The sequence below is a fragment of the Burkholderia sp. PR2 genome (assembly GCF_052372875.1).
Classification (GTDB): domain Bacteria; phylum Pseudomonadota; class Gammaproteobacteria; order Burkholderiales; family Burkholderiaceae; genus Burkholderia; species Burkholderia diffusa.
This window is the reverse complement of sequence record NZ_JBQRWH010000004.1, coordinates 1,754,053-1,774,468: the sequence shown is the minus strand read 5'-3', so window position 1 is coordinate 1,774,468 and position 20,416 is coordinate 1,754,053. Positions and strand designations below refer to the sequence as shown.

Annotated in this window: 18 protein-coding genes; 10 read left to right on the top strand and 8 right to left on the bottom strand. The window is 68.7% G+C overall.

What is annotated here, in order from left to right:
• Nucleotides 1-2: 2 nt before the first annotated feature.
• Entirely contained in the window at nt 3-3,152 is a 3,150-nt protein-coding gene (locus tag ACT2FV_RS25430) for an efflux RND transporter permease subunit (RefSeq protein WP_444505058.1), read from the bottom strand.
• On the bottom strand, nt 3,149-4,258 hold the full coding sequence (locus ACT2FV_RS25425) for an efflux RND transporter periplasmic adaptor subunit (protein WP_174919801.1): 1,110 nt from the start codon (nt 4,256-4,258) through the stop codon (nt 3,149-3,151). The genes ACT2FV_RS25430 and ACT2FV_RS25425 overlap by 4 nt, the downstream gene beginning before the upstream one ends.
• Nucleotides 4,259-4,449: 191 nt before the next feature.
• Here ACT2FV_RS25425 and ACT2FV_RS25420 point away from each other — a divergent pair, with 191 nt between their 5' ends.
• Nucleotides 4,450-5,070, top strand: a complete 621-nt coding sequence (locus tag ACT2FV_RS25420) for a TetR/AcrR family transcriptional regulator (RefSeq protein WP_059606875.1) — start codon at nt 4,450-4,452, stop codon at nt 5,068-5,070.
• A gap of 81 nt (nt 5,071-5,151) precedes the next feature.
• On the opposite strand, the gene ACT2FV_RS25415 is transcribed toward ACT2FV_RS25420, so the two are convergent.
• Together ACT2FV_RS25415 and ACT2FV_RS25410 are read right to left on the bottom strand one after the other, a co-directional pair.
• The gene (locus tag ACT2FV_RS25415; RefSeq protein ID WP_203249521.1) at nt 5,152-6,885 is read right to left on the bottom strand and encodes a ClcB-like voltage-gated chloride channel protein; all 1,734 of its coding nucleotides are present in this window, start codon (nt 6,883-6,885) and stop codon (nt 5,152-5,154) included.
• A gap of 115 nt (nt 6,886-7,000) precedes the next feature.
• Entirely contained in the window at nt 7,001-8,077 is a 1,077-nt protein-coding gene (locus tag ACT2FV_RS25410) for a YeiH family protein (protein ID WP_124629423.1), read from the bottom strand.
• Between the two features lie 111 nt (nt 8,078-8,188).
• On the opposite strand from ACT2FV_RS25410, the gene ACT2FV_RS25405 reads away from it, so the two are divergent.
• The 8 genes from ACT2FV_RS25405 (at nt 8,189) to ACT2FV_RS25370 (ending at nt 16,297) form a co-directional block, all read left to right on the top strand.
• On the top strand, nt 8,189-9,082 hold the full coding sequence (locus ACT2FV_RS25405) for a LysR family transcriptional regulator (RefSeq protein WP_151051651.1): 894 nt from the start codon (nt 8,189-8,191) through the stop codon (nt 9,080-9,082).
• A gap of 153 nt (nt 9,083-9,235) precedes the next feature.
• On the top strand, nt 9,236-10,000 hold the full coding sequence (locus ACT2FV_RS25400) for a TIM barrel protein (RefSeq protein WP_151051653.1): 765 nt from the start codon (nt 9,236-9,238) through the stop codon (nt 9,998-10,000).
• A gap of 28 nt (nt 10,001-10,028) precedes the next feature.
• Nucleotides 10,029-11,021: a sugar kinase gene (locus tag ACT2FV_RS25395; protein ID WP_151051655.1), complete on the top strand. Its 993-nt coding sequence runs from the start codon at nt 10,029-10,031 to the stop codon at nt 11,019-11,021.
• A 439-nt stretch (nt 11,022-11,460) separates the two neighbouring features.
• The gene (locus tag ACT2FV_RS25390) at nt 11,461-12,741 is read left to right on the top strand and encodes an MFS transporter (RefSeq protein ID WP_059606864.1); all 1,281 of its coding nucleotides are present in this window, start codon (nt 11,461-11,463) and stop codon (nt 12,739-12,741) included.
• A 5-nt stretch (nt 12,742-12,746) separates the two neighbouring features.
• Nucleotides 12,747-13,712 (top strand): 2-hydroxyacid dehydrogenase, encoded by a 966-nt coding sequence (locus ACT2FV_RS25385; protein WP_444505057.1) that lies wholly within the window; start codon nt 12,747-12,749, stop codon nt 13,710-13,712.
• Nucleotides 13,713-14,034: 322 nt separating this feature from the next.
• Entirely contained in the window at nt 14,035-15,078 is a 1,044-nt protein-coding gene (locus ACT2FV_RS25380; RefSeq protein ID WP_059606862.1) for a LacI family DNA-binding transcriptional regulator, read from the top strand.
• 54 nt (nt 15,079-15,132) lie between these two features.
• Nucleotides 15,133-15,921, top strand: a complete 789-nt coding sequence (locus tag ACT2FV_RS25375) for a YhfC family intramembrane metalloprotease (RefSeq protein WP_151048875.1) — start codon at nt 15,133-15,135, stop codon at nt 15,919-15,921.
• A gap of 13 nt (nt 15,922-15,934) precedes the next feature.
• Nucleotides 15,935-16,297 (top strand): DUF3022 domain-containing protein, encoded by a 363-nt coding sequence (locus tag ACT2FV_RS25370; protein ID WP_059606858.1) that lies wholly within the window; start codon nt 15,935-15,937, stop codon nt 16,295-16,297.
• A 52-nt stretch (nt 16,298-16,349) separates the two neighbouring features.
• Here the strand turns inward: ACT2FV_RS25370 and ACT2FV_RS25365 are convergent, their stop codons facing one another.
• Both ACT2FV_RS25365 and ACT2FV_RS25360 read right to left on the bottom strand, forming a co-directional pair.
• The gene (locus ACT2FV_RS25365) at nt 16,350-16,781 is read right to left on the bottom strand and encodes a PGDYG domain-containing protein (protein WP_124629430.1); all 432 of its coding nucleotides are present in this window, start codon (nt 16,779-16,781) and stop codon (nt 16,350-16,352) included.
• A gap of 129 nt (nt 16,782-16,910) precedes the next feature.
• Complete coding sequence (locus ACT2FV_RS25360) at nt 16,911-17,456, bottom strand: Spy/CpxP family protein refolding chaperone (RefSeq protein WP_151048876.1); 546 nt, start codon at nt 17,454-17,456, stop codon at nt 16,911-16,913.
• A 386-nt stretch (nt 17,457-17,842) separates the two neighbouring features.
• Between ACT2FV_RS25360 and ACT2FV_RS25355 the strand changes: the two genes are divergently transcribed.
• Nucleotides 17,843-18,307, top strand: coding sequence for an Lrp/AsnC family transcriptional regulator (locus tag ACT2FV_RS25355; RefSeq protein WP_006481526.1), 465 nt, complete (start codon nt 17,843-17,845; stop codon nt 18,305-18,307).
• Nucleotides 18,308-18,310: 3 nt separating this feature from the next.
• On the opposite strand, the gene ACT2FV_RS25350 is transcribed toward ACT2FV_RS25355, so the two are convergent.
• Complete coding sequence (locus ACT2FV_RS25350; protein ID WP_444505056.1) at nt 18,311-19,735, bottom strand: sensor histidine kinase; 1,425 nt, start codon at nt 19,733-19,735, stop codon at nt 18,311-18,313.
• Nucleotides 19,711-20,376, bottom strand: coding sequence for a response regulator (locus tag ACT2FV_RS25345; RefSeq protein WP_444505055.1), 666 nt, complete (start codon nt 20,374-20,376; stop codon nt 19,711-19,713). Before ACT2FV_RS25345 ends, ACT2FV_RS25350 begins: the two co-directional genes overlap by 25 nt.
• Between the last annotated feature and the right edge of the window lie 40 nt (nt 20,377-20,416).

Genomic DNA, 20,416 nt, shown 5'->3' with positions numbered 1-20,416 from the left:
GGTCAGGCTCCCGACGGCGCGGCCGGTGTGTTGCCGCCTGGCGGCGGGCCGTCGCGCGGGTCGCGTTCGTCGCGCTTCACCCGGAACCACGCGGCGTACAGCGCGGGCAGGTAGAACAGGGTCAGCACGGTCGCGCTCGTGATCCCGCCCATCAGCGCGGTCGCCATCGGCCCGAAGAAGTTCGAGCGCAACAGCGGAATGAGTGCGAGCACGGCGGCCGCGGCCGTGAGCGTGATCGGACGGAAGCGCCGCACGGTCGCACCGACGATCGCGTCGAAGCGTCCGTGGCCGGCCGCGATGTCCTGCTCGATCTGATCGACGAGAATCACCGAGTTGCGCATGATGATCCCGAACATCGCGATCACGCCCAGCATCGCGACGAAGCCGAACGGCTGGCCGAACAGCAGCAGCGTGCCGACCACGCCGATCAGCCCGAGCGGTGCGGTCAGCACGACCATCAGCACGCGCGAGAAGCTCTGCAGCTGGATCATCAGCAACGTGAACACGGCGATCGCCATCAGCGGCATCTGCGCGTTGATCGACGCCTGCGCCTTCGCGCTTTCCTCGACCGATCCGCCGATGTTGATCTGGTAGCCGACCGGCAGTTGCGCGCGCAACGCATTCAGCTTGCCGTCGATCGCATGCGTGACGTCGATGCCTTGCGCGCCGGCGCGTACGTCGGATTGCACGGTAATGGTCGGCTGGCGATCGCGTTCCCACACCACGCCGTATTCGAGCGTCGGCGTGAAGCGGCCGAGCGAGCCGAGCGGCACGGGGCCGTTCGGCGTCGGCATCGCCAGGCCCGCGAGCTTCGCGGGATCGACGCGATCGGGGCGCGGTGCACGCAGGTCGACCGCGATCAGCTTGTCGCGTTCGCGATACTGCGTGACGGTCGTGCCGGACAGCGTCATCGCGAGGAAGCTCGACACGTCCTGCGACGTGACGTTCAGCTCGCGCGCCTTCTTCTGGTCGAGCTCGAAGCGCACCGAGCGCTCGGCCGGCTCATCCCAGTCGAACTGCACGTTCACCGTGCGTGCGTCGCCGCGCATCGTCGCCGCGACCTTCTCGGCGATCGAGCGTACTGTCGCGATGTCGTCGCCGCTCACGCGGAACTGCACGGGGTAGCCGACTGGCGGCCCGTTCTCGAGCCGCGACAGGCGCCAGCGCACGGCCGGGAACTGGTCGCGCAGCGTGGTTTCGAGCCAGGTGGCGAGCTTCTCGCGATCCTTGACCGATTTCGCGGTGACGACGAACTGCGCGAAGTTCGGCAACTGCAGCTGCTGGTCGAGCGGCAGGTAGAAGCGCGGCGCGCCGCTGCCGACGAAATTCACCGAATGGTCGATCTCGGGCCGCTTGTCGAGCACCTTTTCGAGGCGTTCGGTCTCGCGCAGCGTCGCCGCGAACGACGCACCCTCGGGCAGCCGCAGGTCGACCAGCAGCTCGGGGCGATCGGAGCTCGGGAAGAACTGCTGCGGCACGAGCGAGAAACCCATCAGCGCGACGACGAAGAGCGCGCCGGTGATCAGCAGCACGACGAAGCGGCGCTCGATGCACCAGTCGATCCAGCCGCGCAAGCGCGTGTAGAAGCGCGTGTCGTAGATGTCGTGCTCGTGATCGTCCGGCAGGTGAGCTTCGTGCGCGTGCTTCTTGCGTTCGGGCAGCAGGTGATAGCCGAGCAGCGGAATCAGCACGACGGCCGCGAACCACGACGCGATCAGCGCGATCGCCGACACCTCGAAGATCGAGCGCGTGTACTCCCCGGTGCTCGATTTCGCGAGCGCGATCGGCAGGAAGCCCGACACCGTGACGAGCGTGCCGGTCAGCATCGGGAACGCGGTGCTCGTGTACGCGAACGCGGCGGCGCGCGCACGGCTGTAGCCCTGTTCGAGCTTCACGGCCATCATCTCGACGGCGATGATCGCGTCGTCGACGAGCAGCCCGAGCGCGAGCACGAGCGTGCCGAGCGACACCTTGTGCAGCCCGATGTCGAACAGGTACATGAAGAGTGCGGTCACCGCGAGCACGACCGGGATCGAGATCACGACGACCATCCCGGTGCGCAGGCCGAGCGACACGAGGCTCACGACCAGCACGATCGCAACGGCTTCGGCAACCGCTTCGAGGAAGTCGTCGACCGAATGCGCCACCGCATGCGGCATGCTCGACACCAGCGTCAGCTTGAGGCCGGCCGGCAGTTGCGCCTGCAGGTCCTTCGATTGGGCGTCGAGCGCCTTGCCGAGCCGGATCACGTCGCCGCCCGGCTGCATCGTCACGCCGATGCCGAGCACGGCATGGCCTTTCGCGCGCATCTGCGTGACGGGCGGATCGTCGTAGCCGCGCTTCACGGTGGCGAGATCGCCGAGCCGGAACGTGCGGCCGTTGATGCGGATCAGCGTGTCGGCGATCGCGGCGACGTTGTCGAACTGGCCGCTCGGCCGCACGAACACGCGATCGTCGGCGGTCGTGAGCACGCCGGCAGACGAGATGTCGTTCTGCGCGTTGATCGCCTGCCCGAGCTGCTGCGGCGAGATGCCGAGACGCGTGAGCTGCGTGTTGTCGGCCTCGATGAAGATCCGCTGGTCGGGGTCGCCGAAGTAGTCGACCTTGCCGACGCCCGGCACGCGCAGCAGCACCGTGCGCAGTTGGTCCGCATAGTCGTGGAGTTGCGCGGGCGTGAAGCCGTCGCCTTCGAGCGTCCAGATGTTGGTGTAGACGTCGCCGAACTCGTCGTTGAAGAACGGGCCCTGTACGCCTGGCGGCAGCGTATAGCCGATGTCGCCGACCTTCTTGCGGATCTGGTACCAGGTCTCGGGCACGTCCTTCACGGGCGCCGAGTCCTTCATCGTGAAGAAAATCAGCGATTCGCCGGGCCGCGAATAGCTGCGCAGGAAGTCGATGGCCGGCGTTTCCTGCAGCTTGCGGCCGATCCGGTCGGTGACCTGTTCCTGAACCTGCCGCGCGCTCGCGCCGGGCCAGAACGTGCGGATCACCATCACGCGGAACGTGAACGGCGGGTCTTCGGATTGTGCGAGCCGCGTGTACGCGAGGATGCCCGCGAGCGTCGCGAGCGCGATCAGGTAGACGACCAGCGCCTGGTGGCGCAGCGCCCATGCCGACAGGTTGAACCGACCTTCTTCGCGGGGGCCGCTCATGACGCGAAGTCCTCCGGATGCAGCGGTGCGATCGGCCGCACCTTCTCGCCCGCGCTGACCGTATGCACGCCTTGCAGCACGACGCGCTCGCCAGGCTGCAGCCCGCTCGACACGGTGACGGTGCGTTCGTTGAAGCGCGCGACGTCGACGCGACGCAGTTCGAGCGTGTCGTCCTTCGTGCGCACGACCCACACGGCCGGATGCGGGCCGTCGTGGAACAGCGCGGTCGCGGGCAGCGTGATGCTCGGCGCGTTGCCGGCAGCCGGCGCGCCGTCGAACGCGACGTTTGCGGTCATTCCGAGGCGCACGGCCGGATCGGGGGCGGCGAGCGTGAGCTTCACGCGGTAAGTGCGGCTTTGCGGATCGGCGGCCGGCGCGATTTCGCGAACCTTCGCGGCGAACTGCCGGCCCGGCAGCGACGGCAGCGTGACGCTCGCCGCGTGGCCGGGCGTGAGCGATGCGAGCGCGGCTTCGGGCACGTCGCTGACGACATCGACGTCGCCCGACCACGCGAGCTGGTAGACGGCCTGGCCGGCGGAAACGTTCTGGCCGGTGTCGGCCTGTTCGGCGGTGATGGTGCCCGCGTGATCGGCGACGAGCGTCGCATAGCGGAGCTGGTTCTTCGCGAGCGCGAGTTGCTGCTGCGCCTGGTCGCGCTGCGCGAGCGCCGACGTGTAGCTGTTCTGGGTCTGTTCGAGCTGCGCGGTCGCGATCAGGTTCTCGCGCGCTTGCGCGCGATCGCGGTCGAGCTGCTGCTTCGCGAACGCGAGGCTGTGCGATGCGGCATCGAGCTGCGCCTGCGCGCTCGCGGCGTTCTTCTCGACGTCGGACGGATCGAGCAGCGCGACGACCTGGCCGGCCTTGACCGTATCGCCGAGCCGCACCTTGCGTTCGACGATCTTGCCCGTGATGCGGAACGATAGCGGCGTCGCGTAACGCGGCTGGATCTCGCCGGGCAGCGTGGCGGCAGCCGCGGCGCCGTCGGCGTGCGCAGGCAGCGCGACGACCGGGCGCGGCGCCGGCGGCGCGGCTTCCTTCGGGTGGCAGGCGGCGAGGACGAGCGCGGTGCCGATCAGCAGCACGGCGCGGGAACCGGAGCGATTCACGAAACCCCCAGATGAGGTGAGAGCAGAACGAAGCCGGCAAGCGCGGCGGGCGCTTGCCCCGAGTGGCGCCGGCCCGGCGCCCACGAACACAGCCGAACAAGGTCGTTCGGAAACTGTGGCGGATTCTAATACACACCTGTATCTGAATGCAAAGATGAATCCGAAAGGGAGTTGGTGCTAGACTGCGCGCCATGAAACCACAGCGCTTAACTCGCGAGCAGAGCAGGGACCAGACGCGCGAACGTCTGCTGAATGCCGCGCATCGGATTTTTCTGAAGAAAGGCTATGTCGCCGCGAGCGTCGAGGACATCGCGGCGGCGGCCGGCTATACGCGCGGCGCGTTTTATTCGAATTTCCGCAGCAAGTCGGAACTGCTGCTCGAACTGCTCGAGCGCGACCATGATTCGGTGCGGGCCGATTTCGAGGCGATCTTCGAGGTAGGCGGCCCGCGCGAGCAGATGGAGTCGATGGCGCTCGCGTACTACCGCACGCTGTTTCGCGACGACGAATATTCGCTGCTGTGGGGCGAGGCGAAGCTGCAGGCGGCGCGCGACGCGAAGTTTCGCGTGCGCTTCAACCAGTTCCTGCATGGCAAGCGGCTGCAGATGGCCGAATTCATCCAGCGCTTCGCCGAGCGCGCGGGTACGCCGCTGCTGCTGCCGGCCGAGACGCTCGCGTTCGGGCTGATGTGCCTGTGCGACGGCGTGCAGTCGTACTATACGGCCGATCCGCAGCACGTGTCGGGCGACGTGGCCGAATCGGTGCTCGCGGGGTTCTTCGCACGGGTCGTGCTGGGGCGCGCGCCGGACTGAACGATCCGGCAGTCGGTCGGCGCCGACGGCGCCGCGAGCGAGGATGCGGCGCGCCGTATCGCGCGCCGCACCCCGTATCTGTCAGCGCTCGCCGGTCATTCGCCGATACGCGTCGAGCAGCGATGTCTTGTAGACGACACCGGCGAGCGTCGGCTCGGCCTCGCTTTCAATCACCGGCAGCCGTTCGCCCTGGAACGTCATGAAGCGTTCGAGCGCGGTCGCGAGCGGCATGTCGGGCGTGAGCAGCGGAAACGGCGTATGCGCGTAGTGCGCGGCCGTCTTGTCGGTCGTGTCGCGCTTGTCGAGCAGGTCGGACGTGATGTCCTTCAATGCGACCGCGCCGCGGAAGCGCCCGGCGTCGTCGGTCACGTACAGGTACTTCACCGGATACTCGAGAAACACGCGCGTCATGTCGGCAACGCTCGCGGTGAGCGGCACGACCGTCTGCGCGGGCTGGATCAGCTCGCGCATCTGGGTGGTGCGCAGCCGCAGCCGTTCCTGCGCGTCCTGGTGGTGGCGCAGCGTGATCTCGTACATCGACGTCGTGCCGGTCGCACGCGCGACGAAATACGCGAACACGCATGACACCAGCAGCGGCAGCACGACCTGGTAACTCAGCGTCATCTCGAAGATCATCAGGATCGCCATCAGCGGCGCCTGCGTGGCGCCGGCCATGAACGCCCCCATTCCGACCATCGCATACGCGAAATACGCGGACGTGTGGCCGGGCCACAGCGCGTTCATCGCGAGCCCGAACAGCGAGCCGAACACGGCCCCGACGAACAGCGTCGGCGTGAACACGCCGCCGACCGCGCCCGAGCCGGCCGTCGCGGCGGTCGCGATCACCTTGAACACCAGCACCGCGACGAGCGCCTGCCAGGTCCACGGCGAATGCAGGATCTGGTTCACGACGCTATAGCCGTTGCCCCACACGTCCGGAATCCACACCGAGATCACGCCGACCACGAGGCCGCCGAGCGCGAGCCGCACCGGCAGTGGCACGGGCAGCCGCTTGAACTGGTTCTTCGATGCATCGAGCAGGTGCAGGAACTGCGGCGCGAGCACGCCGCACAGCGCGCCGAGCACGACGAACAGCAGCACCTCGGGGCCCGTCACGGCCGGAAACACCGGCATCTCGTATGGCGGCCGGTAGCCGGCGAATTCCCGCATCACGATGTTCGCGACGACGGATGCGACGACCATCGGCCCGAAGCTCTCCATCGCGATCGTGCCCAGCACGATTTCGGACACGAAGAACGCGCCGGCGATCGGCGCGTTGTACGCGGACGTGATGCCGGCTGCCGCGCCGCACGCGACGAGCAGCCGCAGGCGCGGCGGGTCGAAGTGCACGAAGCGGCCGACCAGCGACGCGGTGAGCGCCGCGAGCTGCACCATCGGGCCTTCGCGGCCGATCGAGCCGCCGCTGCCGATCGTCAGCAGCGACGACACGCTGCGCCACAGGCTCTGCCGCACCGGCACGACGCCGTCGCCGAGCGCGACGGCTTCCATGTAGTCGGTGTTGCCGGATTTCCGGACGCCGCGCGTCGCGAGCAGCAGCACGCAGCCGGCCAGGAAGCCGCCCGCGGCCGGCATCCAGAACCGCACGTACCACGGCAGGCTTCTCGCCATCTGCACGAAGCTGCCGCTGTGTCCGGAGATCAGGCGCTGCATCAGGTCGATGCCTTCGCGAAACGCGATGGTGGCGAAGGCGCCGCCGACGCCGACGATGGCCGACCAGATCAGCATCGTATGGGCGTCCGACAGGCGGAACAGCGTCTGGGCGCGAGTGCGCAGCTTCAGCAGGAACGAGAGCACGGCTGAAAGAGGGTGATGAAGAGGACGAAGGAAAACGACGCGAAGCATAGCACTGCGCCGCGCCCGCGGGACCTTCCCGTCGGGCGCGGCGCGTGTCGCGGCACGGATGCGCGGCTCAGCCAAGCCAGTGCTGCACGGCCCAGGTGATCCCGTAGCCGCCGGCGATCAGCCAGACGTACAGGATCAGGCCGGTGGTCAGGGCCCGCGGGCCGGCCTCGCGGATCTGCGAGACGCGGGTCTCGATGCCGAGCGCGGTCATCGCCATCGTCAGCGCGAAGGTGTCGAGCACGTTCAGCGTGTGCGTGACGTCGGCGGGCAGTACGTTCAGCGAATTGACGATCACGAAGCCGAGGAAGCCGAGCGCGAACCACGGCACCGCCACCTTGCGCTTGCCTTGCGCGCCGTCGGCGCGCGCACCGGCCGAGCGTGCGGAGCGGGCGAGCCACCAGCCGAGCGTGAGCAGCACCGGCACCAGCAGCATCACGCGGGTCATCTTCACGATCGTCGCGACGTGCGCGACCTGCGGGCTGATGTCGCTCGCCGCGCCGACCACCTGCGCGACCTCGTGGATCGTGCCGCCGAAGAACAGGCCGAGGCCGGTCGGGTCGAGATTGAGCAGGCCGGCGTGATATGCGAGCGGGTAGAGGAACATCGACAGCGTGCCGAACAGCACCACGCTGCCCACGGCCATCGCGCTCTGATGCGGCTTCGACTGCAGCGTCGACTCGAACGCGAGCACGGCGGCCGCGCCGCAGATCGCGCTGCCGGCGGCGGTCAGGAGCGCCGCGTCGCGATCGAGCTTCATCACCTTCATGCCGACCCAGGTGCCGATCGCGAGCGTGCTCACGACGACCAGCACCGACACCGTCAGGCCCGGCAGGCCGACCTGCGCGATCTCCTGCAGGCTCACGCGCAGGCCGAAGAACGCGACCGCGATGCGCAGCAGCTTGCGCGCTGAAAAGTTGACGCCGGCCGCCCAGCTCGCGGGCATGCCGTCACGCAGGGCGTTGCCGTACAGCGCGCCTGCGACGATGCCGACGATCAGCGGTGACAGGCCGAGCCCGGCGATCGCCGGAAGTTGCGACAGGCTGGTGACGGCGGCGGCGAACAGCGCGACGAACAGAACGCCGTTCAACTGGCCGCGCGTCGACGGAGCGGCGTGGTTGAGATGGGGAGTCGGAGCAGTGGACATGGGGCACCGTGATGAAACAGGTTGCGATGGCCTAATCCTAAATTGGTTATATCGATATGAGAAATTGTGATTTGTGACGTAAACTATCCGGAAAGCCGATAATTAATTCCCATGACCCCGGATCAACTGATAACGTTCGCGGCCGTCGCCGAACACCTGAACATCAGCCGCGCTGCGCTGGCGCTGCATCTGTCGCAGCCGGCCGTGTCGGGCCAGCTGCGCCTGCTGCAGGACGAGTTCGGCGAGCCGCTGTACCAGCGCGAGGGCCGCGGCATCCGCCTGACGCCGGTCGGCGAGCAGCTCGCGCAGTATGCCAAGGCGCAGCGCGACACGTTCGCGCAGGCGCGCGCGTTTCGCGACGCCGTGCGCGGGCTCGAGGCCGGCACGCTGCGGATCGGCGCGAGCACGACGCCCGCCAGCTACCTGCTGCCGTACCTGATCGCGGCGTTCCAGCCGCGCGTGCCGCGGGTGGCGATTCACACGATGAGCGGCAATACGGCCGACGTGGTTGCGGCGCTGGCGTCGCTCGACGTCGCGATGATCGAAGGGCCGCCCGGCGAGGCGCTGCCGCCCGGCACCGCCGTGCATGCGTGGCACGAGGACGAGATCGTCGCGGTCGTGCCGGCCGGACATCCGCTCGCCGCGCCGGAGTACGAAGCCGGCGTCACGCTCGACGCACTCGCCGCGCATCCGCTCGTGTTGCGCGAGGAGGGTTCCGGCGTGCGCCAGCTCGTCGAACGCGCGTTCGCGCATGGCGGCGCGCCGATGCGCGTCGCGTTCGAGATTGCGGGCGTCGAGGCCGTGAAGGAGGCCGTGCGCGCGGGGATGGGCGTCGGATTCGTCTCCGCGATGTCGCTGCGCCACGAGGACGCGGCGCTCGTGCCGCGCTCGCTGGCTCCCGCGCCGCTCACGCGCCATTTCTCGATCCTCGTGCCGCACGGCGCCGCGCCGTCGCGCGTGGCTGCCCAGTTCCTCGACATGTGCATCACGCACGACGAGAAATAGGCGCCGACGCGGGTCCCGGAACGCCGGATGCGCATGCCCAGGCGGGCGGCGGCCCGTCCTAGGGATTTCCTCTATGGCGTGCACCGGACGCGAAGCGCACCATCCGTCTCAAGCAAATGGAACCGGTTCCATTCAAGTGAAAAAAGGGCAGAAATGGCAGACATCGTGATCGTGGCGAGCGCATTCGGGATGGACCGCGTGCGTCAGGAGGGCCACCGTGCATTCATCGCGACCGCGGCCGCATCCGGGGCGACCGGCTTCGAGGTACGGCGCGAGCTGTTCGTATCGGACGACGATGCGACGCCCGGCGCGCTGGCCGCGCTCGGCACGGCACTCGCCACGCACGGGCTCTGGTCGGTCTATTCGACGCCGGCCACGTTGTACACGGAAACCGGGGCGCTCGATGCCGACGCATTGCGCGACACGCTCATGGAAGCCGACGCGCTCGGGGCGCGCTTCGTCAAGTTCCAGCTCGGCGGTTTCGCCGGCGACGCGCATGCGTCCGAGATCGTCGCGCTGTCGCGCGGCGCGCGTGCCCGCGTGGTGGTCGAGAACGGCCAACTGCCGGTGGGTGGCACGCTCGCTCAATTCAGCGGGCTGTTCGCCGCTTTGACCGAAGCGGGCATGCCCGATGCGCTCGGCATGACGTTCGATATCGGCAACTGGCAGTGGCCGGGCGAAGCGCCGCTCGCGTGCGCGCACGCGCTCGCGCCGCATGTGGAATACATTCATTGCAAGGCTGTCGCTGGCGAGGGCGCACGCCGTTTCGCGGTGGCGCCGGCGCCGGGCGACACGCTCGTCACGGGCGTGCTCGCGGCCCTGCCGCAAGCGGCGCCGCGCGGCATCGAATTCCCATTCGATGCCAATGACCTGGCGGGCGATGCCGGCCGGCGCGTGGCGTGGCTCGCCGCCGCGTGACGCAGGAAGGATACGGAGGAATTCATTCATGAAGGCAGTACTCGATGTCGTGACCTACGGTGAAGCGATGGCGATGTTCGTCGCCGCCGAACCCGGCCACCTCGCGCACGCGGCGCAATTCACGAAGCGGATCGCGGGCGCGGACCTGAACGTCGCGATCGGCCTGTCGCGGCTTGGCTTCCGGGTCGGCTGGATGAGCCGGGTGGGCCGTGATTCGTTCGGCGGTTATGTGCTCGACACGCTTGCGCGCGAAGGCATCGACGCATCGTGCGTGACCGTCGATCCGCGCTATCCGACCGGTTTTCAGCTGAAGTCGCGCAATGACGACGGCAGCGACCCGACCGTCGAATATTTCCGCAAGGGCTCGGCCGCGAGCCACCTGTCGTGCGACGACTACGTGGCCGACTACGTACTCGGCGCGCGTCACCTGCACTTGACGGGCGTCGCGCCGGCGATCTCCGCGACGTCCTGCGAACTCGCTTTCCAGCTGGCGCGCGAGATGCGTGCGGCCGGCAAGACGATCTCGTTCGATCCGAACCTGCGCCCGACGCTGTGGCCGTCCGCCGACGTGATGGCGAAGACGCTGAACGCGCTCGCGACGCTCGCCGACTGGGTGCTGCCGGGCCTCGCCGAAGGGCAGCAGCTCACCGGGCACGACACGCCGGCCGATATCGCGGGCTTCTACCTGGCACAGGGTGCGCGCGGCGTAGTGATCAAGCTGGGCGCCGAGGGTGCGTACTTCCGCACGGCCGACGGCCGCGAGGGCGTGGTCGCGGGCGAGCGCGTCGCGAACGTGGTCGACACGGTCGGCGCCGGCGACGGCTTCGCGGTCGGCGTGGTCAGCGCGCTGCTGGAAGGCCGGTCCGTCGAGCACGCGGTCGCGCGCGGCAACCGCATCGGAGCGCTCGCGATCCAGGTGATCGGCGATTCGGAAGGCTTGCCGACCCGCGAGGCACTCGATCGGCTCGAAAACGTCAGCAATCGCGCCGATCGCTTAGAGGAAAGCGTCACCGCGCAATGAGAGGCCGGACACGGCACAATCCGCGGACCCATTTCGTGCTTCGTGCACGGTTTTGCATGAGGCCGGAGCAGGCGCCGATGCGCCGACACCGGTCGATTCCCGAAAGGACGGGACGGGAGTGGGCGCTAAAGCGCCAGCGCCCGTCGACCGCCGCAGGGCAGGAGTAAGCGCTGAAGCGCCAACTCTTGCCAACAGCGGCATGGGACGGGAGTAGGCGCTAAAGCGCGAACTTCCGTCGACCGCCGCAGGGCAGGAGTAAGCGCTGAAGCGCCAACTCCTGCCAACAGCGGCATGGGACGGGAGTAGGCGCTAAAGCGCCAACTCCCGTCGACCGCCGCAGGGGAGGAGTAAGCGCTGAAGCGCTAACTCCTGCCAACAGCGGCATGGGACGGGAGTAGGCGCTAAAGCGCCAACTCCCGTCGACACAGGAGACACACTGATGGCAGCCAATCTCGCAGCACGACGCTGGTGGACGATCATGCCGATCGTCTTCATCACCTACAGCCTCGCTTATCTCGACCGCGCAAACTACGGGTTCGCGGCAGCGGCCGGCATCAACCAGGACCTCGGGATCAGCAAGGGCCTGTCGTCGCTGATCGGCGCGCTGTTCTTCCTCGGCTACTTCTTCTTCCAGATTCCGGGCGCAATCTATGCGGAGCGCCGCAGCGTCAAGAAGCTCGTGTTCGCCAGCCTCGTCCTGTGGGGCGCGTGCGCCGCGCTCACGGGCGTCGTCACCAACATCCCGTCGCTGATGGCAATCCGCTTCATGCTCGGCGTGGTCGAAGCGGCCGTGATGCCGGCGATGCTCATCTACATCAGCAACTGGTTCACGAAGAACGAACGCTCGCGTGCGAACACGTTCCTGATCCTCGGCAATCCGGTCACCGTGCTGTGGATGTCGATCGTGTCAGGCTATCTCGTGCACGAATTCGGCTGGCGCCACATGTTCATAGCCGAAGGCGTGCCGGCCATCATCTGGGCCGTGTGCTGGTGGTTCCTCGTGCAGGACAAGCCAGCCGATTCGCCGTGGCTCAACGCGCAGGAAAAGAGCGACCTCGATGCCGCGCTCGCGGCCGAACAGGCAGCGATCAAGCCCGTGCGCAACTACGGCGAGGCGTTCCGTTCGCCAGCGGTGATCAAGCTGTGCGCGCAATACTTCTGCTGGAGCATCGGCGTGTACGGCTTCGTGCTGTGGCTGCCGTCGATCGTCAAGAACGGCTCCGAGCTCGGCATGGTCGCGACCGGATGGCTGTCGGCGCTGCCGTACCTCGCGGCGACGATCGCGATGCTGGTCGCGTCGTGGGCGTCCGACAAGGTCGGTTCGCGCCGCGGCTTCGTGTGGCCGTTCCTGCTGGTCGGCGCGGCCGCGTTCGCCGCGTCGTATGCGCTCGGCTCGTCGCATTTCTGGATCTCGTATGCGCTGCTGGTCGTCGCGGGCGCCGCGATGTACGCGCCGTACGGCCCGTTTTTCGCGATCGTCCCGGAACTGCTGCCGAAGAACGTCGCCGGCGGCGCAATGGCGCTGATCAACAGCATGGGCGCGCTCGGCTCGTTCGTCGGCTCGTATTTCGTCGGCTACCTGAACGGGGCGACCGGGTCGCCCGTCGCATCGTATGCGTTCATGAGCGCCGCGCTCGTGGCCGCGGTGATCCTCACGCTGTCCGTCAAACCCCAGGCGCGCGATGCGCACCCGCTCGCGACGCCGCTGCAAGGAAAATGAAAACGATGAAGCCTCGTATCGTCGCGTACAAGCCGCTACCCGATGACGTGCTCGCGTACCTGCGCGAGCATGCGGAAGTCGTGCAGGCCGACGGCGCCGACGCGCTCGCCGATGCCCTCGGCGACGCGGACGGCGCGATCGGCGCGAGCCTGAAGGTCACGCCGCAGATGCTCGATCGCGCACCGCGGCTGAAGGCCTGGTCGACGATCTCGGTCGGCTACGACAACTTCGACGTCGCGGATCTCACTCGGCGTGGCATCGTGCTCGCGCATACGCCCGACGTGCTGACGGAATCGACCGCCGATACCGTGTTCTCGCTGATCCTCGCGTCCGCGCGGCGCGTGGTCGAACTGGCGGAATGGGTGAAGGCCGGCCACTGGCAACGCAGCATCGGCCCCGATCTGTACGGCACCGACGTGCAGGGCAAGACGCTCGGCATCGTCGGGCTCGGGCGGATCGGCGGCGCGGTCGCGCGCCGCGCGGCGCTCGGCTTCCGGATGCAGGTGCTGTACACGAACCGTTCCGCGCACGCCGAAGCCGAGACGCAGTACGGCGCCCGCCGCGTGACGCTCGACGAACTGCTCGCGCAGTCGGATTTCGTGTGCCTGCAAGTGCCGTTGTCGCCGGAAACGCGTCACCTGATCGGCGCGGCCGAATTCGCGAAGATGAAGCGCGGCGCGATCCTGATCAACGCATCGCGCGGGCAGGTGGTCGACGAGGCCGCACTGGTCGACGCGCTGCGCGCGGGCACGATCCGCGGCGCGGGGCTCGACGTGTTCGAGAAGGAGCCGTTGCCGGCGGATTCGCCGCTGCTGCGGATGAGCAATGTCGTCGCGCTGCCGCATATCGGCTCGGCGACGCACGAGACGCGCCATGCGATGGCGCGCTGCGCCGCGGAAAACCTGGTCGGCGCGCTGGCCGGGACGCTGCGCACGAACCTCGTCAATCCCGACGCGCTCGCGCGCACCTGAGCGGGGCCGGTCAGCCGGCGGGGCCGCCGGCTGGGTTAGAGGCGATGGTCTTGGTACCGGAGGGCAGGCTGCGTTATGATCGCCCGCTCGTCGCATCGACGACCCGGCCACGCGGCCGGTGGCGTTCGGCGGCGGGCATCCGTGCCAGGTCCGGTGCGGCCGATCGCCGTGCGTTTCAGGCGACCGGAGCAGGCGCGAACGCGCCGGCTTCGATCGACCGCGAAGCAGGGGAGCGGCGGCGTCCGCCGGGTGGCTTTCGTATCCAACAACAAAGGTCCGTCCGCACACGAAGCGGCGCGGATCGTACGTCGCGAGGCACGACTTGAGCGATTCGCAACCTTCCACGCAGCGTCCGGCGACGATCAGCGACGTCGCACGCGAAGCCGGCACGGGCAAGACCAGCGTTTCGCGCTATCTGAACGGCGAGACGCACGTGCTGTCCGCCGATCTGCGCCAGCGGATCGAGACGGCGATCGCGCGCCTCAACTACCGGCCGAACCAGATGGCGCGCGGGCTGAAGCGCGGCCGCAACCGGCTGCTCGGCATGCTCGCGGCCGACCTGACCAATCCGTATACCGTCGAAGTGCTGCAGGGCGTCGAGGCCGCGTGCCACGCGCTCGGCTACATGCCGCTCATCTGTCACGCGGCCAACGAGGTCGAGATGGAGCGGCGCTTCCTGCAGCTGCTGACGACCTACCGGGTCGAAGGGCTGATCGTCAACGCGCTCGGCGCGGAGGAAGACGTGCTGCGCCCGCTGCGCGGCGCCGGCATTCCGGCGGTGCTCGTCGACCGGACGGTCGAGGGCTTCGAGGCCGACCTGATCGGGCTCGACAATACCGATGCGATCGAGATGGCGATCGCGCACCTGGTCGCGCGCGGCTTCGATGCGATCCATTTCGTCGTGCAGCCGTTCGAGCGTGTCAGCTCGCGGCGCCTGCGCGAGGCCGCGTTTCGCGCGGCGCTCGACGCGCGCGGGCTGCCGGTGCCGCCGACGGTCGTGCTCGACCTGAACGAGCCCGCCGCGGCTGCGGCGGCGCTTGCCGACCTCGACGCGCGCATCGACGACGCGGTGCGGCGCGGCGTGCGTGCGGCGCTGTTCGCCGCCAACGCGCCGGTCGCGCTCGCGATCGCGCGCCATCTGCGCGCGCGTTTCGGCGCGGCGTGGCAGGAAAAGGCCGCGCTGCTGTCGATCGACGATCCGGAATGGGCCGAACTGATCGGCATCACGACGATTCGCCAGCCGACCTACGAGATCGGCTACAAGGCGGTCGAATTCGTGCACGAGCGCATCGACGGCGCGGCCGGCGACGTGCGCGTCGCGTTGCTGCCGGGCGAGCTGATTGCGCGCGCGTCGACCGCAAGCTGAGTATCATTCGGGGCACGCCGCGCGTCAGGTGCGCTGCCCCGAACAAGGAAATTCATGACTGTCGCTCCCGTCACGCTGGCGGTGCTGATCGCCGCCACGCTGATCATCGCGCTACTGCCGTTCGTTCTCTTCCGTATTCTGCGCAAGCCACTTTCGCTCGACCGCCGCGACACGATCGTCGGTGTCGCCGTCTTCACGCTGTTCGCGATGATCGTCGAACGCGCATTCCATGGCCTCGTGCTGAGCCAGACGCCCGCCGGCGGCTGGCTCACGCAGCCGCTCGCGTTCGTCGCGTACAGTGCGCTCGCGACTGCCGTGTTTGAGGAAGTCGGCCGCTATCTCGGGATCCGGTTCCTGAACCGCCGCTACGGCGCATCGGCCGGCGACGGGCGCGGCATCGGCTACGGGATCGGCCATGCCGGTGCCGAAGCCTGGTTCGTCGGCGTGCTCATATGGGGCCAGTGGTCGTATCTTGCGTGGCTCGCGAGCCGCGGCCAGCTCGAGACGCAGCTCGCGGACCTGCCGGGCGATACCGTCGTGCGGCTGCACGTGATGCTGGCGACGCTGTCGGCACAGTCGATCCTGCTGTTGCTGCTCGAGCGTTGCTCGGCGTTCGTGGTGCAACTCGCGCTGTCGGTGCTGGTCTGGCGCGGCGTGCGCGCCGGCCGCGCGGGCGTGCTGCCGCTCGCGATCGTGCTGCATGCGCTGGCGGTCGCGCCGGCGCTGCTGTATCAGGTGCGCGTGCTGCCGGCCGGATCGCTCGAGGCCGCGTATTTCGTGCTGGCCGCGATCCTGGTGGCCGTGCTGGCGAAGACGTGCCGGTCGCCGCGTGCGGCGGCCTGACGGGAGGGGCGGAATGGACGACTATCTGATCGAATGCCGGAGCGCCGAATTCGACGCGCTCGCGCGCGTGATCTGCGATCTCTTTCCGGAACAGACGCGCTTTGTCGAAAGCAGCGACGAACGCGGACGCTTCCTGTCAGTGCAGTGGCTGGCGATGCGTTTCGGTTCGACGCCGAAACGGATGACGCTCGACATCCGCATCGTGCCGGCCGCGCTGGCGCGCTATCTGGCGCTCAGGCCGATGCAGCGCGCCCGCAGCCATGCGGTGCTGCATGCGTACACGGAAGCGATGCTGGGCTCGCTCGAGGAGCGGCACGCGGCCGGCGAGGCCGTCGAGCGCGACGCGGAACTCGAACTCGACGAAGACTTTGCCTGACCCTTGACGTGAGCGAGCGCGCCGGCGCGATGCCGGCGTCGCGCGCTACGCGTTACGCGTCGCGGTAGACCTGCGCGAAACGCTGCGCCTGGACGACGCCGTAGTCGCCGGGCGCATACTGCATGACCCAGTCGCCGGCGATGCCGCGCAGCGTGTCGCCGTTTTCCGAGCGGGCGATCGTGAACGGTTCGTCCATCCGGCGGGCGAGCACGACGGCCGGACGGTTCCGGTAGGCGCCCGGCGCACCGTGCGCGAGCGCCGGATCGGCGGGCAGGTACTTCGCGTCGAAGCGTGCGCGCGACACGACCCAGCGGTCGCCGGTCGAGCCGGTGATCAGCGCGTCGCCCGCGATATAGCGGTTCGGGCCTTCGAGGCTCATCAGTTCGCCGTCGGCCTCCGCGAAGGCGACCGTGACGGTTTCGTCCTTCACGACGCGACGGGCCTGCGGGTCGGTACGCAGATCGATGTGCTTGAGTTCGAGCATGGCGGGGGGAAGTGCGGGAAAAGCCGGGAGCTTATCCCGAATCCGGCGCGCCGTGTGGCGCACCGAATTCCTGCGGGATGCGCGACGCCGTTCGCCCCGGACGGGCACCGTGGCGCCGGCAGGCGGACGTCAGGGTTGTGCGGGCGCGCTGGCGGCCGGCGCGGCGGCTGCCTTGCCTTCCTTGCTCCGGGCCTTGCCCTTGCCGCGGTGTTCGCCGCCGTGATGCAGCCAGCTACGGAACGTCGTGTCGGCGAGTGCCTTCTGGTCGGCCGGGAAGCTCTGGTAGAGCGGCGCGAATGCGTCGGCGAGCTTCTTCGCGCCGTCCGCGTTCGCCTGCGCGAGTTCCGCGTACTGCTTCATGTCGTCGACCGCGGACACGTTCTGGCTTTCCATCCGCATGCGATAGAGGCGGCCCATCGTGTCGCCATTTTCACGCATCGTGTCGGCGAACGTCTTCCATTGCGGTTCCTGCGCCGACGTGATCTTCAGTTGATCGTGCAGGTACTTGATGCGCTGCTCGATGCGCGCTTCGTGGCGCGCCGCGCGCTGTTCGGCGCTCGGGGCCGACGCCGCAGCCGCCATTGACGGAGCGGGCGCCGGCGGCTGCGTCGGCGTTTGCGCGAACGCGCTGGCTGCAACGGCGAGCGTAGCGAGGGTGAGCGAGATTTTCTTCATGATTGGCTCTCCGGGGTGGTGTCTTGCGAACGGGCGCGGCGGCCACTGCCGCAAGCGCGCCGCTCGCGTCGCACACCATTAGTAGCACGTTGCGTGCGGCGCGGCAGTGAATGCGACACTTGCTTACATCCGAAACGAATCGAAATTGAAAGGGACATGGCAGCTTGGGACGGGGCTCGCGATGGTCCGACACGTACCGGCGACGGACGCGGCAAACAAACCGGAAGTGCGATCCGGATGCGGACGTCGCGCACCGACAAGGCGGCGTGACCGCATGACAGCGCGCGATTGCGCAGTCGTACGATGCCGTTTGGGCGTACCGGCGTTCGGCGCTATCATCGCGTCACCGTCCACTTAGCCGGCGCGTCGCACGCCGGCCCAGCCTCATGCGTCCACCCCGCCTCGATCAACTCGACGATCTCGACCGGCAACTCGTCGCACTGCTGCAAGCCGATGCACGGGCAAGCGTCGCGGATCTCGCGCGCCAGCTCGACGTCGCGCGCACGACGGTCGTCGCACGCATCGCGCGGCTCGAACGCACCAACGTGATCGCCGGCTACAGCGTCCGGCTCGGGCAGGACGTGCTCGACGCGAGCATTTACGCGTATGTCGGCATCATCCTCACGCCGAAGTTCGGCAAGGACGTGTTGCGCAAGCTCGACCGGATGCCCGAAGTGCAGTTGCTGTGCGCGGTGAGCGGCGAGTACGACTACGTCGCGTGGCTGCGCGCCGATTCGCCCGAACGGCTCAACGACCTGCTCGACCAGATCGGTACGCTCGAAGGCGTCGAACGCACGACCACGTCGATCATCCTGTCGCGCAAGATCGATCGCGGCACGATCGGTGGCTGACGCTCACGTCCGGCGACCGTCGCGTCGCGCGTCTTGCGCCGGCGCATCCGCGTGGTTGTCGGGCTGCGCCGCGCCGGACGGCCGCACGAGCGGAATCCGCACCGAGACGCGCAGCCCGCGCGATGCCCGTTCATCCGCATACGCCAGTGCGATGTCGGCACTCATCCGGTCCGCGAGGATCTTCACGATCGACAGGCCGAGCCCGGAGCCGATCTGCGCGTTGCCGGGCACCCGGTAGAACGGATCGAACACACGCGCGCGTTCTTGCGGCGCAATGCCGGGCCCGGTGTCTGCGATCGTCACGCACACGTGTGTGTCCGTCCGTTGTGTCGACAGGTCCACGCGTCCGCCGGTCGGCGTGTAGCGGATCGCGTTGTCGACCAGATTCATGACCAGCGACGTGAGTTCGAGTTCGTCGACGGGCACGCGGGTGTCCGGGCCGTCGTCGACGCCGATGTCGATCGTCTTCGCGTCCGCGAGCGGCATCAGGTCTTCCAGCACGCGGCGATAGGTTGCGTGTACCGACACGGTGCCGGGCGGCGCGGCCGGCGCGCTTTGCGCACGCGCGAGTGCGAGGAGCTGGCCGATCAGGTGGCGGCTGCGGTCGAGCCCGCCGCGCAGCGCGGCAAGCCGCGCGCGCGCATCGTCCGGCAGTTCGGTGTCGGCCAGGCGCTCGGCCTGCAGCGACATCGCCGTGAGCGGCGAGCGCAGCTCGTGCGCGGCGTCGGCGACGAAGCGGCGCTGCGCGTCGACCGATTGCGCGACGCGCGCGAGCATCCGGTTGATCGCGACGACGAACGGCCGCACCTCGACCGGTACGTGGTCGGCCGGCACCGGGCGCAGGTCGTGTTCGTCGCGCGCGTCGATGCCGGCGGACAGCACGGCCACCGGGCGGAACAGCTTGCGCACGAGATCGGCGACGAGCAGCAGCAGGATCGGCACCAGGATCAGCAGCGGCAGCGCGGTGCGCCACGCGCTTTCGCGTGCGACGTCGTCGCGCATGCCGGCCTCCTGCGCGACCGCGATGCGCTCGCCGTTCGCGAGCGTATGGACCATCACGCGATACGCGTTGCCGCCGGCATCGACCGTATGCAGCCCGTCGGCGAGCGTCGGCGGCAATGCAAGTCGCGGCGTGCCGTCGGCGGCCGGCTGCGACGCGCCGCCGAGCGGCTGCACGATCACGCGCGACAGCTCGTCGCTTTCTCGCGTGGGCCCGGCACCGGTGGCATGGGGTGAAGGCGCGCGCGCACGGTCGAGCAGCGTCGCGACCTCGCGCAGCACGTCGTCCTGCAGTTCGTGCGCCTCGTCGAACGCCGACGAAAACGCGAACGCGGCCGCGGCCGTCGCGACGACCAGGATCGCGGCCGACAGCGCGACCGACAGGCGGAACCCGATCGACTCGCTCAGACGCTTCTTGAAACCATCCATCCCGCACCCCTGACGTTCTTGATCACGGTGCTGCCGAGCTTGCGGCGCAGCGAATGGATCAGGAATTCGACCGCATTGCTTTCGACTTCCTCGCCCCAGCCGTACAGGCGATCCTCGAGCTCGCGGCGCGACAGGATCGCGCCGGGGCGCACCAGCAGTGCGCGCAGCAGTGAGAACTCGCGATTCGACAGCGGGACCGGCGCTTGCCCTTCGACGGCGGCTTCGCGCGTTGCCGGGTCGAGCGACACGATCCCGTTGCTCAGCAGCGGCGCGGCCGAGCCGGCCCGGCGCCGGATCGCGACGCGAATCCGCGCGAGCAGCTCGGCCATCTCGAACGGCTTCACGATGTAATCGTCGGCACCGCCGTCGAGGCCGCGCAGGCGGTCGTCGAGACCGTCGCGCGCCGTGACGATCAGCAGCGGCGCGCTGGCGTCCCTCGCGCGAATGCCGGCCAGCACGTCGAGCCCGTCGCGGCCGGGCAGGCCCAGATCGAGCAGGACAAGGTCGTAGGGCTGCGCCGCGAACGCGGTCAACGCGTGCGCACCGTCGGTGACCCAGTCGGTGGCGTACGACGCGTCCTTCAGCGCGGCATGGACTGCCTCGCCGATCATCGAGTCGTCTTCGACGAGCAGTATTCGCATGCGTGTTCTCCGGGCCGGGCAATCGCCGCCAGCGTATGCG

What these genes read in the sequence shown, in the direction of transcription:
- ACT2FV_RS25390 (WP_059606864.1), top strand. Translation starts at nt 11,461, where the DNA reads ATGGCAGCCAATCTCGCAGCACGACGCTGGTGGACGATCATGCCGATC.
- ACT2FV_RS25410 (WP_124629423.1), bottom strand. Translation starts at nt 8,077, where the DNA reads ATGTCCACTGCTCCGACTCCCCATCTCAACCACGCCGCTCCGTCGACG.
- ACT2FV_RS25375 (WP_151048875.1), top strand. Translation starts at nt 15,133, where the DNA reads ATGACTGTCGCTCCCGTCACGCTGGCGGTGCTGATCGCCGCCACGCTG.
- ACT2FV_RS25370 (WP_059606858.1), top strand. Translation starts at nt 15,935, where the DNA reads ATGGACGACTATCTGATCGAATGCCGGAGCGCCGAATTCGACGCGCTC.
- ACT2FV_RS25420 (WP_059606875.1), top strand. Translation starts at nt 4,450, where the DNA reads ATGAAACCACAGCGCTTAACTCGCGAGCAGAGCAGGGACCAGACGCGC.
- ACT2FV_RS25400 (WP_151051653.1), top strand. Translation starts at nt 9,236, where the DNA reads ATGGCAGACATCGTGATCGTGGCGAGCGCATTCGGGATGGACCGCGTG.
- ACT2FV_RS25355 (WP_006481526.1), top strand. Translation starts at nt 17,843, where the DNA reads ATGCGTCCACCCCGCCTCGATCAACTCGACGATCTCGACCGGCAACTC.
- ACT2FV_RS25405 (WP_151051651.1), top strand. Translation starts at nt 8,189, where the DNA reads ATGACCCCGGATCAACTGATAACGTTCGCGGCCGTCGCCGAACACCTG.
- ACT2FV_RS25345 (WP_444505055.1), bottom strand. Translation starts at nt 20,376, where the DNA reads ATGCGAATACTGCTCGTCGAAGACGACTCGATGATCGGCGAGGCAGTC.
- ACT2FV_RS25365 (WP_124629430.1), bottom strand. Translation starts at nt 16,781, where the DNA reads ATGCTCGAACTCAAGCACATCGATCTGCGTACCGACCCGCAGGCCCGT.
- ACT2FV_RS25350 (WP_444505056.1), bottom strand. Translation starts at nt 19,735, where the DNA reads ATGGATGGTTTCAAGAAGCGTCTGAGCGAGTCGATCGGGTTCCGCCTG.
- ACT2FV_RS25385 (WP_444505057.1), top strand. Translation starts at nt 12,747, where the DNA reads ATGAAGCCTCGTATCGTCGCGTACAAGCCGCTACCCGATGACGTGCTC.
- ACT2FV_RS25360 (WP_151048876.1), bottom strand. Translation starts at nt 17,456, where the DNA reads ATGAAGAAAATCTCGCTCACCCTCGCTACGCTCGCCGTTGCAGCCAGC.
- ACT2FV_RS25430 (WP_444505058.1), bottom strand. Translation starts at nt 3,152, where the DNA reads ATGAGCGGCCCCCGCGAAGAAGGTCGGTTCAACCTGTCGGCATGGGCG.
- ACT2FV_RS25395 (WP_151051655.1), top strand. Translation starts at nt 10,029, where the DNA reads ATGAAGGCAGTACTCGATGTCGTGACCTACGGTGAAGCGATGGCGATG.